Consider the following 13,623-nt stretch of genomic DNA (forward strand, 5'->3'; position numbering starts at 1 on the left):
CAGACCAGTAGACCGGTCGACTAGCGACGGACACGGACGTGCCGTCGCGAAACATGATGCGGGTCAGATACCCAGGATCCGGCGGGTGAGAACCAAGGCGTTGTCCATCGAGTCGGTGGTTCGGCTCACCTTGGCGGTGACGCTCGCACCCAACCACAGGTCGTACAACGACGCCGCGATCGATTGCGTATCCCCCACCGGAATCACCGACTTCTCGTCGATTCCAGCTCGGATAGCAGTCTCGATTCTCGCGATGATCGCGGCAATCCCGTCCTTGAGCGCGACGCGCATCGATTCGGACAGGTCCGCGACCTCGGCGCCCAGTTTGACCGCAAGGCATTTGCCCTGGCAGTCGAAACTGCTCTGCGATTCGATCCAGGATGCGAAGTAATCCAGGATCCGCTGCGCCCACGTGCGATCCGTGCGCGCAAGGATCGCGTCGAAGTCCGCCAGATAGTCCGTGAAATAGGACTTCAGCATCGCCTCGCCGAGCGCGTCCTTCGACTTGAAATGGTAGTAGAACGAACCTTTCGGAACACCGACCGATGCCAGAATCTCGCTCAAACCGACTGCAGTGTAACCTTTTCGAGCCATCAGGCCCTGAGAGCAGGCGATGATGGCCTCTCGCGTATCGGTCGTTTCGATCTCTGGCATGCCGGTAACAGTACACGCTAGTAGACCGGTCGTCTAGTCGGGTTCTCTGGCGGCGCCGCTCCCCCGCACGCTTGAATGGTGCTTTCATACGATCTGAACGTATGAAAGCACCATTCAAGCGATGGTTCCTACGGAAAAAAACCTACTCCGCCGACGCCAACGCGTCGTTGAACGTCTTGGACGGACGCATGACAGCAGCGGTGGCCACGGGATCGGGAAGATAGTATCCACCGATTTCGACGGGCTCACCCTGTGCGTCGTTGAACTCCTTGACGATGGCGCTCTCGTTGTCGGACAACGTCTTCGCCAGTGCCGCGAAGTGTTCGGCGAGGGCGGTGTCCTCGGTCTGCGCAGCGAGTTCCTGCGCCCAGTACAGCGCGAGGTAGAACTGGCTGCCGCGGTTGTCGAGTTCGCCGGTCGTGCGCGACGGGCCCTTGCTGTTCTCGAGCAACTTGCCGGTCGCCGAGTCGAGCGCCTGGGCCAGCAGCGTCGTCTTGGTGCTCCCGGTCTTACGGCCGAGATCTTCCAAACTGACTGCAAGAGCGAGGAACTCGCCGAGCGAATCCCACCGCAGGTGGTTCTCCTCCAGCAGCTGCTTGACGTGCTTGGGCGCCGAACCACCGGCACCCGTCTCGTACAGTCCGCCACCTGCCATGAGAGGCACGATCGAGAGCATCTTTGCGCTGGTTCCCAATTCGAGAATCGGGAACAGGTCGGTGAGGTAGTCGCGCAGAATGTTGCCGGTCGCGGAAATGGTGTCGAGCCCGCGAACCAGACGTTCCATCGTGTAGCGGATCGCACGAACCTGCGACATGATCTGAATGTCGAGGCCCTCGGTGTCGTGATCCAACAGGTACTTGCGCACCTTGCCGATCAGCTCGTTCTCGTGCGGGCGGTACGGGTCGAGCCAGAAGACGACGGGCATTCCCGACTCACGAGCGCGTCGAACGGCCAGCGCGACCCAGTCCTGAATCGGCGCATCCTTGACGATGCACAGACGCCAGATGTCGCCCTCTTCGACGGTCTGGGTCAGTAGAACCTCGCCGGTGGCCAGATCGGTGATGTTGACGATGCCTGCCTTCGGCACCTCGAAGGTCTTGTCGTGCGAGCCGTATTCCTCGGCCTTCTGTGCCATCAGGCCGACGTTGGGGACGGTGCCCATGGTCGTCGGATCGAACGCGCCGTTGGTCTTGCAGAAATTGACCATCTCCTGGTAGATCCGGGAGAAGGTGGACTCGGGGTTGACTGCCTTGGTGTCCTTGGGACGGCCGTCTGCACCCCACATCTTGCCGCCTGCGCGGATCATCGCAGGCATGGATGCGTCGACGATGACGTCACTGGGCGAGTGAAAGTTCGAGATGCCGCGTGCAGAGTCGACCATCGCGAGCTCCGGACGGGTCTCGTGGCACTTGTGCAGGTCCTCGATGATCTCGTCGCGCTTGGACGCGGGAAGCGTCTCGATCTTGCTGTACAGATCCGACAGGCCGTTGTTGACGTTGACACCGAGCTCTTCGAACAGCTCGTTGTGCTTGGCGAACGCGTCCTTGTAGTAGACCCGTACCGCGTGTCCGAACACGATGGGGTGCGAGACCCGCATCATGGTTGCCTTGACGTGAAGCGAGAACATGACGCCCGTCTCGTAGGCGTCCTGCATCTCCTTCTCGTAGAAATCGAGCAATGCCTTCTTGCTCATGAACATCGAGTCGATGACGTCGCCGTCGGTCAGCGCGACCTTGGACTTGAGGACGATCGCCTCGCCGCCCTCGGGTAGCAGTTCCATCTTGATCTCGCGGTCACCCTGGACCGTCGTCGACTTCTCACCGTGGTAGAAGTCACCCTCGCGCATGTGCGCGACGTGGGTGCGTGACGCGGGCGACCACTCGGTCATGCTGTGCGGATGCTTGCGGGCGAACTCTTTGACGGCCTTGGGCGCGCGACGGTCCGAGTTACCCTCGCGGAGAACAGGGTTGACCGCGCTACCGAGACACTTGGTGTAGCGATCGCGGATCTTGCGCTCCTCGTCGGTCTTCGGGTTCCCCGGGAAGTCGGGGATCGCGTAGCCCTTGCCCTGCAGTTCCTTCACAGCTGCGAGCAGCTGCGGGACCGAGGCGCTGATGTTCGGCAACTTGATGATGTTGGTCTCGGGGAGCTGCGTCAGCTTCCCCAGCTCGGCCAAGTTGTCCGTCACGCGCTGATCTTCGGTCAGGTAATCGGGGAACTCGGCGAGGATTCGACTGGCGACGGAGATGTCACTCGACTCGACGTTGATCTCAGCCGCACTGGCAAAGGCACGTATGACCGGCAGAAACGCGTGCGTCGCAAGCATCGGCGCCTCGTCGGTCAGGGTATAGATGATGGTCGGCTGTTTCGCTGTCATATTTGCCTTTGCCTCAGTTTCAACGTCGTCTTTTGGATACGTCCGCTCCCAACTTTAAACTTCCGACGCGATCCTGTGCGGAGCAGTAGCCCTATCGCACACCTACTGGCCAGTAGCAATGCGGTTGCCGCCACTTTCGATCAACGCACGACGCGCTGAACAGGCCGATCACCATCGGAAGTATCCAATCTGCCGGAATTGGAACCACATCGCCGCCCTCGGCCGTTGAATGAGGTATGACAACCTACAAAACTGTCAATCCTGCCAACGGCGCAACCGTGAAGGAGTTCGACACGCTCGATTCGGCCGGCGTCGAGCACGCGTTGTCCTCGGCGCACTCGGGCTTCCTGACGTGGCGTCTGACGTCGCCGCAGCACCGAGCCGAGACCCTGGGCAAGGTCGCCGCCCTCTACACCGAGCGGGCCGACGAACTGGCGCGCAGCATCTCCCTGGAGATGGGCAAACCCGTCAGGGAGGCCAAGGGCGAGGTCCAACTGTCCGCGGCGATCTACCAGTACTACGCCGACAACGGGCCGAAGTTCCTCGAAGACGAGACCCTCGACGTCCCGGGAGCCGAAGAGTCGGTGGTCCAACGCAAGCCGGTGGGCGCACTCGTCGGGGTCATGCCGTGGAACTTCCCTTACTACCAGGTGGCACGCTTCGCCGCGCCGAACCTGATGGTGGGCAACACGATTCTGCTCAAGCACGCACCGAACTGTCCGCAGTCGGCACTGCTGATGGAGGAGATCTTCCACCAGGCCGGCCTGCCCGAGGACGCATACATCAACATCTTCGCCAGCAACGAGCAGATCGCCGACATGATCGCCGATCCCCGCGTGCAGGGCGTTTCCCTCACCGGCAGTGAGCGCGCCGGAACCTCCGTTGCCGAAACCGCAGGCCGCAACCTCAAGAAGGTCGTCCTCGAACTCGGCGGATCCGACGTCTTCATCCTCCTCGACTCCGACGACATCGACGCCACCGTCAAGTCCGCGACCCGCGCCCGCCTGTCCAACGCAGGTCAGGCCTGCAACGCGGCCAAGCGCATCCTCGTCACCGAGGACTACTACGACGAGTTCGTCACCAAACTCACCGCATCGTTCGCCGCCACCAAGACCGGTGACCCGCTGGACGAGAAGACCCGACTCGGACCTCTGTCGTCACAGACCGCGGCGGACACCCTCATCGAGCAGATCGACGACGCCGTCGCCAAGGGCGCCACGCTGCTGACCGGCGGCAAGAAGATCGACGGCCCTGGCGCGTACGTCGAGCCGACGCTGCTCGCCGACGTCACCCCGGACATGCGCGCCTACGAAGAGGAGCTCTTCGGTCCGGCCGGTGTCGTCTACAAGGTCAAGAATGCCGAGGAGGCAATCGAATTGGCCAACTCCTCGCCGTTCGGTCTCAGCGGTTCGGTGTGGAGCTCGGATCTCGACACCGCGCGCTCGGTCGCCGAACAACTCGATGTCGGCATGGCATTCGTCAACGAGCACGGCACCACCCTGCCCGGCCTGCCGTTCGGCGGCGTCAAGCGCTCCGGCGTCGGCCGTGAACTCGGACCGTGGGGCATGGACGAGTTCGTGAACAAGAAGCTCGTTCGAGTGTCCAAGAAGTAAGACACGACGAAGCGAGGGCCGCGCCTGATGTAGGCGCGGCCCTCGCTCGTCAGGCAGAGGCAGCCTCATTGCCCTGAGCTGCGGAGACGACCAGGTTGCTGCCGGCGAGGGAGTCGCCCGCTTTGACTGCCTCGGACCACTGCGCCGTCGTCACGACTGCCGCGAGGTTCGACTGGAACAACACCATCAGCGCGTTGTGCAGCACCTCCGCGGACACCTGCCCTGCCTCGTTCGCGAGATTGATCGCGCCGGTGGCGTCGGAGATGATCTCGGTCGAGAGGCCGAGGGATTCGGCGTCGACGGCGGTCGCGAGGTCGCAGTTGTTCGTCATGAAGCCGACGACGGAGATGGTGTCGACGTCCTCGGACTTCAAGTACTCGGCGACGTCGGTGCCGGCGAAAACGCTGCCGTACTGCTTGGTCACCCGTTTCCACGACGGGTCGATACGCTGCTCGATCTCGGGATGCAGCTCCCACGTCGCGGAGCCTCGAGCGAAAACAGGCGCACCCTCGGGCGTTTCGTGCTGCACGATCACCACCGGAAGATCCGCAGCCGCAGCCACTTCCAGCGCGGTGACGACGTTCGCCAACGATTGTTCACGAGGTGGGTACTGAATCTGCAGCAGGCCGTCGAAATACTCCTGCTGAACATCGACGACGACGAGTGCGCGGCGCGGTGCGGTCATGTTCGATTCACTCCTGAAGGTCGGGGTTCGATCAACGTCGTCCATTCTTCGGCTGATGTGTTGCCTCCGCGAGTGGCACGGATGCATACTTTCGATGACTTTGTGCCAACCTGGGAGATTGCATGCGCATCGCGCTGTACGCGTTCGACGACATCACGATGTTTCATCTCGCCGCGCCGTTGATGGTGTTCGGCGAACTCGCGCGACTCGGCCTGGCATCCGATTGGGAAACGCACGTGTGGTCCGACACCCCAGGGTCGATCCGGACCGTGGAAGGCTATTCGTTGGGCGACATCAACGGACCGTCCGTCATCGATGGCGCCGATATCGTGATCATTCCCTCGTGGCCGTCGGCGCTACCGCCCATCGACGACGCGTTGAGCACCCGGTTACGCGACGCGCACCTGCGCGGCGCCGAGATCGCCGGCCTGTGCCTCGGCGCGTTCGCCGTCGTCGATACGGGGTTGCTCGCGGGCCGCGCTGCGGTCACACATTGGCAGGAGATGCCCGCGCTGCGCGAACGCAACGCCCAGATCGAGCTCGACGCATCCGTGCTCTACATCGACCACGGCGACGTGATGACCTCCGCGGGCACCGCGTCCTCGATCGATGCGTGCCTGCACCTCGTGCGTAAGCACCTCGGATCGGCAGCAGCAACCCGGGTGGCGCGCAGCCTCGTCGTCGCTCCGCACCGAGACGGCGGCCAGGCGCAGTACATTCAGCGCCCGGTCACTCGGGCCGCCGAGGACACCACCATGTCCGACGTCGTCGAATGGGCGCTCGGCCGACTGCACGAGCCGCTGCCCATCGATCGCCTCGCCGAACGAGCGCGCATGAGCCGGCGCAGTTTCGTGCGTCAGTTCGAGGCCGCAACCGGGGCAACTCCAGCGAAGTGGGTGCTCGAGCAACGCCTCGACGCGGCACGTGTGCTTCTGGAAACCTCGACCTGGACTATCGAAAAGATTGCTGCTGCCTGCGGTTTCGGCAGTGGCGTGACATTTCGGCAGAACTTCGGCGCCGCTTTCGCAACCTCGCCGACCGCGTACCGTCGTCAATTCGCCGACACCAGAAGGCGCGCAGATTAATTCGTTCGAATGACATACCGTTCGAGATGCGCAGTTCACCAGCTCGCACCGGGCGCGCGAGCAGTAACACGGTTGACGGCTCGATCGATGAAAAGGCACCACCAGCGCTCGTCTACGAACGGAAAACGCAATGCTGAAGAAGACCCTGTCGATCGTCGGCGTGACCGCCGCGAGCCTGATCATGCTGGCGCCGACGGCCGGAGCACAGCCCACCAACGACAATCCGTTCGGTCCGTGGGATTACACCGACAAATTCGTCAGCGCCTTCGACCCCGCCGCATACGGAAGCGAAAGCGATCGGTCCATCATCATCAGCCCGTTCGGCACCAGCCAGACCATCGAGTGCAGTTCATTTCACGGATCCACCTGGTGCACCCAGAACGATCCCTGGGGCGCCAAGCACGATCTGACACCACTCACGCCGCAGTCCGGATCTGCTGCAGGCCTGCGTCCGGTGTACGTCTACAACCCGTTCTGATCTACGAAGTCGACTCGGCGGTCAGCCGCAGGGCCCGAAAGGATCTGTCGGCGACCCGCTCGAGTTGACTCCGATTCGCTCCGTCGCGAGCGCGCTGGGACATTCCCTGAATGATCACGCCGATGAACTCGGCCAACTCCGCCGGCTCGCAGTCGGCAGGGAGAACTCCGTCGACGACGTCGGCGGTGATACGTTCGGTGAGCAGATCGACGTTGGCATTTCGCATATCGCGCAGTCGATCTGCCACGTGCCTGTTGGCGTCGGTGACGCTCACGGCGGAACTGATGACAAGACAGCCACCCGGACACGATTCGTCGGCATAGTGCGAGGCCGCGTCGTAGAGTAGCCGACGAATCAGCTCGGATGCACGCACCTCCTCCGCGAACGCACGGTCCATGAAGTCCCCGCGGGTGGCGTTGTACCGGTCGATAGCCGCGAAGAACACACCCTCTTTGCCCCCGAAAGCACTGTAGAGGCTCGGCGGATTGATCTTCATCGCCGACGTCAACGTCGCCACCGACGTGCCCTCGTACCCATGCTCCCAGAAGGCATACATCGCCTGGTCGAGCGCTGCGTCCACGTCGAACTTCCGCCCTTGCCCCGGCACGCCCGCCATAGTTCCTCGCTTTCGCCCACAGCGATGATCGCTGTGTGAAGCAGTCTACTCCTGTAGCGATCACTACGCGAATGGCCTACTGTGATTCCGGGAAGCCCATTTCGTTCACCGAAGCAACGCGTATGACCGAACACCGATCGAGAGTTCGCCACACAGCCAGGGGGATCGATATGCGAAGTGCCGCATCATTCAAGCTGGGTCAGGGATAGACCATGGTGACCGAAACTCGGCTCAGCACACCGTCCGCTTCCGGATCGAAGGCCGGTTCGATCAACGCGAACACCGCGATCCTGTGGATGTTGCTCGCGGTGTTCGGAGTGGGAACCGTCGAATATCTTGTTGCAGGAGTACTCCCGGACATCTCGTCCGACGTCGGAGTCGGTAACTCGACAGCCGGACTCCTCGTCACGATATACGCCGTCACCGTCGTCGTCGGCGGTCCGTTGCTCACCATCGCGACGACCCGCGTACCCCGGACACCGCTCGTCGTGGGCCTGATGACGCTGTTCATCGTCGGCAACATAGGAACCGCGCTGGCATCGAACTTCGCAACACTGGTGATCTTCCGAGTCATCACCGCCCTTCCGCACGCCACATTCTTCGCACTCTGCCTCGTGTTGGCGACATCGCTGGTGGCGCCGGAATTCCAAGGTCGCGTGATTGCCCGCGTCACCCTCGGATTGAACCTCGCCACCGTGCTCGGTGTCCCGCTCGGAACGTTGATCGGAACTCAGCTCGGTTGGCGCTGGTCCTTCGCCATCATCGCCGTCTTCCAGCTGGTGGTCACGGCCGGACTCATCGCCTCGACCCGCCGAGCGGCACCGTCGCACCAGACCGGCAGCGTCACATCGGAACTGGGAGTCTTCACCCGTGGACCCGTATTGTGGGCCATCGGCCTGACCGCACTCAGCCAGGCAGCGCTGTTCGTGGTGTTCACCTACATCGCGCCGTACCTGACGGACCATGCGGGCATCTCCGCGTCGACGGTCACCATCGTTCTCTTCGTGTTCGGGATCGGATCCGTTGTCGGCAACCAACTCGGCGGATACTTCGCCGACAAAGCCCTGGACCGCACCCTCTACGTCGCGCTGACGGCACTCGCACTTGCACTCGCCGTACTCTTCGTGTTCGGCAACACCCCGTGGTTCGCGTTCGCCTGGATGTTCGTCCTCGGTGCCACCGGCTTCTCGATCATCCCCCCGCTCGCGTCGAAACTCATCGGCGCCGCGAGCGAAGCACCGCACTTGGCCGCGACGGTGAACATCGCCGGCTTCCAACTCGCGAACGCCGCAGGCGCGTGGATCGGATCGATCGCGCTGTCCGGTGGAGGCAACGTGTCGATACTTCCCGCCATCGGCGCAGTCCTCGCAGTGGCGGCCGTGGTATTGCTGTTCGTCAGTCGTCGCACAGTTCGGGAGACGGCGTGACCCCCATGCGGGCCGGACGACGAGACCGGTTCGCGGATAGGGGAGCTGGTGATACGCCTCGTCGTCGATGTCGCGGGTATGTGAAGCGCGCTTCACCAGGCGCTCTGCAATTTCGTACACCGTACGGTAGGATGCTCTGGCGTCCGCTTGGACGCACCTGCCGCCCGAGAGGTGACTGCCCCAGATGACCACGGCCGAAGCACTGAACACGATCGTCGTACGCGGCGCCCGTGAGAACAATCTCCACGACGTCGACCTGGACCTACCCAAGCGTCAGCTCATCGTGTTCGCCGGAGTTTCCGGTTCCGGGAAGTCCTCGCTCGTGTTCGACACCGTCGCGGCCGAGGCACAACGCCAGATCAACTCGACGTTCACCGCGTTCGCGCAGACATTCCTGCCGTCGTACGGGCGTCCCGACGCCGACCTGATCGCCAATCTCTCGGCCGTCGTCATCGTCGATCAGAAGCGGCTCTTCGGTAGTCCAAGATCGACCGTCGGCACCATCACCGACATCGGCGACTGGCTGCGCATGCTGTGGTCACGCGGAGTGACGCCGTCGATCGGCTACGCCAACGCCTTCTCGTTCAACGATCCCGCCGGCATGTGCCCCGAATGCGACGGCCTCGGCGAGGCGAAGGTCATCGACCTCTCGGAGCTGGTCGACGAGTCGAAGTCGTTGCGAGAGGGACCGTTCAAGCATCCGGACTTCGAGCCGGGCAAGTGGCCGTACAGAGTGTTCGCCGACTCCGGATTCTTCGATCTCGACGTACCCGTGGAGCAGTACTCGGCACGCGAGCGCCACCTGTTCTTCGACGCCAAACCCGGCGAGGTGACGGTGACCAATCCCGATGCCGTCATGAAGAGTTACGAAGGCATCGTCTCCCGCTTCCGCCGTAGCTACCTGTCGAAGGATGCGGATGCACTGAAGGGCAAGGCGAAGGCCGCGTTCGATCGCATCGTGACTCGTGGCACGTGCGAATCCTGCGGCGGCACACGGTACAACGACTTGATCCGAGGGGCAAGACTCGAAGGACTCTCGCTGCCCGACGCCTTCGCCATGCAGGTCTCCGACCTCGCCGAACGTCTCGACGGATGGCAGCTGAAGAATCTCGACGGGCCCCGTTCCGAAATCGTCACCCAGTTGCGCAGACTCGTCGACCTCGGGCTCGGTTACCTGAGCCTCGACCGGGCTACGTCGTCGCTGTCCGGTGGCGAGTCCCAACGCATCAAGATGGTCCGGCATCTCGGCGCGACGCTCAACGACATGCTCTACGTCTTCGACGAGCCCACCACCGGACTTCATCCCCGCGACGTGCATCGCCTGAACGACATGCTGCTTGCATTGCGCGACAAGGGGAATACGGTTCTCGTCGTCGAACATGATCCCGAGGTCATGGCGATCGCGGATCGCATCGTCGAAATCGGTCCTGCCGCAGGCAAGGCCGGTGGCACCGTGGTGTTCGAGGGTACATACGAGCAGTTGCGCGCCGCCGACACGAGGACCGGCACGGCGTTGCGACGCAACGGTGCCGCGCCGCGTATTCCGCGAACCCCGACGGGCTTCCTGCACATCGTAGGTGCGAACACACACAACCTGCGCAACGTCAGCGCGGACATTCCGCTCGGTGTTCTGACCGCAGTCACGGGCGTCGCGGGATCCGGAAAGTCGAGCCTGATCCACGGGCACCTGCGTTCGGTCGCGCCGGATGCCGTCATCATCGACCAATCGCCGATCCGAGGCTCGCGCCGCTCCTCCCCTGCAACATATTCGGGTCTCCTCGATCCGATTCGCGCATACTTCGCGAAGAAGACCGGCCAACCGGCGTCGTTGTTCTCACCCAACTCCGACGGCGCATGCCCCGAGTGCCAGGGCAGCGGAATCATCTTCACCGACCTGGGCTTCACCGACCCGGTATCGAGCACGTGTGAAACGTGCCAGGGCAGGCGTTTTCGTCCGGGAGCCATCCGGCACACAGTCGACGACATCAGTATCGCCGACATCTTCGAGATGTCCGTCGAGGACGCTCAGGACTTCTTCGAGGTGAAGAAGATCCGAGACATTCTGCATCGATGCTCCGACGTCGGACTCGGGTATCTGTCTCTCGGACAGAATCTTTCGTCGCTGTCCGGTGGCGAACGCCAGCGCCTGAAGCTCGCGACCGAGTTGGTGGGTTCGTCGCCGATTCTCGTTCTCGACGAACCGACGACCGGTCTGCACCCGTCGGACGTCGCGAATCTCATTTCGCTGTTGTCCGGAATGGTCGACGAGGGTCGCAGCGTCATCGTGATCGAGCACAACCTCGACGTTGTCGCAGCGGCGGACTGGGTCATCGACCTCGGCCCGGACGGCGGCCACAACGGTGGCGACGTCGTCTTCACCGGCATGGTCGACGATCTGATACAGACCGATACGCATACCGGCGTCTATTTGGCGAAGAGTCTGGGCCGCTAGCTTACTTACGGGTAGGTTCGAACACCATGAGCCGTGACACCTCCAACGCCATCGCCCGCGCTGCCTACACGACCTTCGAGCCGTTCCACATCACTGCATATTTCAACCCGCAGCTGAAGTCGGCAGGTCAGGACACCGGGCTCGACGGGCACGCCTGGTACGTGGGATCGCGGGCCGCACCACTGGGTGAGACGGCTGCAAGCGTCGTGGCGGCAGCGTTCTACAACTTCAACCCCGCGCTGATCGAGCGGGTATGGCCGCAGGCGGTCGCTGCAGGGCTCGACAAGATCGCCGATCGACGCTGGGCGTTGTTCGACAGCGTTCTCGGCGACGCACTGGGGCCATTGGCCAAAGATCCTGAGCTGGTGAAGGTCGCGGGCAGGCTGCGCGACATCGGTGACACCGCGGTCTTCGCCGGGCGCACGTTGTCCTCCGCATGGCACTCGTCCGAGCGCCCGGACACACCTCACCTTGCACTGTGGCATTCAATCGCCGTCATCCGCGAATGGCGCGGCGACGGTCATATCGCCGCGCTCGTCGACGCACAACTCGATCCCACGGAAGCCGTCGTGTTCCACGAGGCCGTGCATCCCGACCCGAAAGCCCGCCGCGTACTCGGCAAACGGATCACTCAGCTGACTCGTCAGTGGTCGGACGAGGAGTGGGGCGCCGCAGCCGAACGGCTCGCCTCTCGCGGATTGGTGACGCACACGGAGAAGGGCGAGGCCCTCACCGATCAGGGCGTCGAACTCGACGCACACATCGAAGCCCGCACCGATGCGCTCGCATCCTCGATCTGGGACGACGTTCCTGATGCCGAGGACCTGATCGTCGGCGTTCGTCCCTACGTCAAGGCGGTCATCGACGCCGGAATTCTGCCAGGAACGAAGAAGAAGGGCTGATCGGTGGGCATGGTGTTCCACCTGGGGTTGAATCGATCCCCGCTGCGGGTGCACCCGAGTGCAACACCATGCCCAACTCGACTACGCGGACCGTCGGTTCGCCTCCTGCACGATATGTTCGGCGATGGCCAACGAGGACGTAGCACCGGGTGACGGCGCATTGCGCACGTGCAGAACGCGAGAGGAACCGGTGATGACGAAGTCGTCTTCCAGGCTGCCGTCGCGGTTCATCGCCTGGGCTCTGATTCCGCGCGGTCCGCGTCGCACGTCCTTCAGCTCGATGCCCGGGACGTACTGTCTCGCCTGCTCGACGAAGGCTCGCGTGCTCAGCGCAGTCCTGGTCTCCCGCACGGCTGCAGACATGTTGTGTGCTGCGAACTTCCAGAAACCAGGGAAGCCGACGGCGTCGAGCGTGTCCTTCAGCGATACCTGCCTGCGGTCGTAGGATTCGCGGCCGAGTGACAGAAAAGCATTGGGACCCAACGTTACATCCCCGTGCACCGTCCTACTCACGTGCACACCGAGGAACGGGTACTTCGGGTCGGGCACCGGATAGATCAGCCCGTTCACCAACCCGGACTTCTCGACTGCGAGCAGGAAGTAATCACCGAAGAACGGAACGATCTTCGGGTACGCGTCCTCACCGGAATCGACTGCCACACGGTCGGACTGGAGTCCCGCGCACGCGATGACGCGGTCGAACGATTCGGTACCGCTGTCGGAGTCGACGAGCACGTCCGCCGATCGCTCCGACACCCCGGTGACCGCCGACCCCAACCGAATTCTGCCGCCGCGCCTCTCGATGTCGGTTGCGAGAGCTCGCGTCATCGCGGGATAGTCGACGATCGCCGTCGCGGGCGAATGCAGTGCCCGTACTCCCCTGGCATGCGGCTCGATGTCACCGATCTCGTCTCTGCCGATCATCCGTACACCCGGAACGCCGTTGGCCAGTGCGCGCTGATGAATCCCATCGAGCCGATCCTTTTCGACCTCGTTCTGGGCGATCACGAGCTTTCCGCACTGCTCGTACGGAATCGAATGCGCCTCGACGAACTCCTCCAGCAGCGTGACGCCTCTCCGACACAACGTCGCCTTCAAGCTCCCTGGAACGTAATACAGACCGGCGTGGACGACACCGCTGTTGTGCCCGGTCTGGTGCGCGCCGACCGTGGGTTCCTTCTCGAAGACAGTGACATCTGCATTCGACGCCAGCAGCTGCCGCGCGACAGCGAGCCCGATGATTCCGCCTCCGACCACAGCGACTCTGTTTCGCGCCACGTCCCCCACCTCTGCTCTATCAGTGCTCCCACAACCGCGTCATTCTCACACGAGCT

General features: G+C 63.0%; 11 protein-coding genes. 6 read left to right on the forward strand and 5 right to left on the reverse strand.

Features of this window, described 5'->3' with window-relative positions:
* Positions 1-63 precede the first annotated feature (63 nt).
* Positions 64-654, reverse strand: a complete 591-nt coding sequence (locus RY1_RS14000) for a TetR/AcrR family transcriptional regulator (protein WP_072804174.1) — start codon at positions 652-654, stop codon at positions 64-66.
* 142 nt (positions 655-796) lie between these two features.
* Entirely contained in the window at positions 797-3,031 is a 2,235-nt protein-coding gene (locus RY1_RS14005; RefSeq protein WP_072804175.1) for an NADP-dependent isocitrate dehydrogenase, read from the reverse strand.
* A gap of 236 nt (positions 3,032-3,267) precedes the next feature.
* Between RY1_RS14005 and RY1_RS14010 the strand changes: the two genes are divergently transcribed.
* Positions 3,268-4,644: an NAD-dependent succinate-semialdehyde dehydrogenase gene (locus RY1_RS14010; RefSeq protein WP_072804176.1), complete on the forward strand. Its 1,377-nt coding sequence runs from the start codon at positions 3,268-3,270 to the stop codon at positions 4,642-4,644.
* Positions 4,645-4,693: 49 nt separating this feature from the next.
* Here RY1_RS14010 and RY1_RS14015 read toward each other — a convergent pair whose 3' ends face one another.
* Positions 4,694-5,329 carry an isochorismatase family protein gene (locus RY1_RS14015; RefSeq protein ID WP_072804177.1) on the reverse strand — a complete coding sequence of 212 codons (636 nt, stop codon included), beginning with the start codon at positions 5,327-5,329 and terminating at the stop codon, positions 4,694-4,696.
* Positions 5,330-5,451: 122 nt separating this feature from the next.
* Here RY1_RS14015 and RY1_RS14020 point away from each other — a divergent pair, with 122 nt between their 5' ends.
* Together RY1_RS14020 and RY1_RS14025 are read left to right on the forward strand one after the other, a co-directional pair.
* The gene (locus RY1_RS14020) at positions 5,452-6,414 is read left to right on the forward strand and encodes a GlxA family transcriptional regulator (RefSeq protein ID WP_072804178.1); all 963 of its coding nucleotides are present in this window, start codon (positions 5,452-5,454) and stop codon (positions 6,412-6,414) included.
* A gap of 130 nt (positions 6,415-6,544) precedes the next feature.
* The gene (locus RY1_RS14025) at positions 6,545-6,892 is read left to right on the forward strand and encodes a hypothetical protein (RefSeq protein ID WP_072804179.1); all 348 of its coding nucleotides are present in this window, start codon (positions 6,545-6,547) and stop codon (positions 6,890-6,892) included.
* 1 nt (position 6,893) lies between these two features.
* Here the strand turns inward: RY1_RS14025 and RY1_RS14030 are convergent, their stop codons facing one another.
* Positions 6,894-7,508 (reverse strand): TetR/AcrR family transcriptional regulator, encoded by a 615-nt coding sequence (locus tag RY1_RS14030; protein WP_072804180.1) that lies wholly within the window; start codon positions 7,506-7,508, stop codon positions 6,894-6,896.
* Positions 7,509-7,720: 212 nt separating this feature from the next.
* On the opposite strand from RY1_RS14030, the gene RY1_RS14035 reads away from it, so the two are divergent.
* The 3 genes from RY1_RS14035 (at position 7,721) to RY1_RS14045 (ending at position 12,289) form a co-directional block, all read left to right on the forward strand.
* A complete protein-coding gene (locus RY1_RS14035) occupies positions 7,721-8,935 on the forward strand; it encodes an MFS transporter (RefSeq protein WP_072804181.1) in 1,215 nt (404 codons plus the stop codon).
* A 184-nt stretch (positions 8,936-9,119) separates the two neighbouring features.
* A complete protein-coding gene (locus RY1_RS14040; RefSeq protein ID WP_072804182.1) occupies positions 9,120-11,387 on the forward strand; it encodes an ATP-binding cassette domain-containing protein in 2,268 nt (755 codons plus the stop codon).
* Positions 11,388-11,413: 26 nt separating this feature from the next.
* Complete coding sequence (locus RY1_RS14045; protein WP_072804183.1) at positions 11,414-12,289, forward strand: SCO6745 family protein; 876 nt, start codon at positions 11,414-11,416, stop codon at positions 12,287-12,289.
* Between the two features lie 81 nt (positions 12,290-12,370).
* On the opposite strand, the gene lhgD is transcribed toward RY1_RS14045, so the two are convergent.
* Positions 12,371-13,567 (reverse strand): L-2-hydroxyglutarate dehydrogenase, encoded by a 1,197-nt coding sequence (gene lhgD / locus RY1_RS14050; RefSeq protein ID WP_072804184.1) that lies wholly within the window; start codon positions 13,565-13,567, stop codon positions 12,371-12,373.
* Positions 13,568-13,623 lie beyond the last annotated feature (56 nt).

The organism is Rhodococcus yunnanensis NBRC 103083 (genome assembly GCF_001895005.1).
Taxonomy (GTDB): Bacteria; Actinomycetota; Actinomycetes; order Mycobacteriales; family Mycobacteriaceae; genus Rhodococcoides; species Rhodococcoides yunnanense.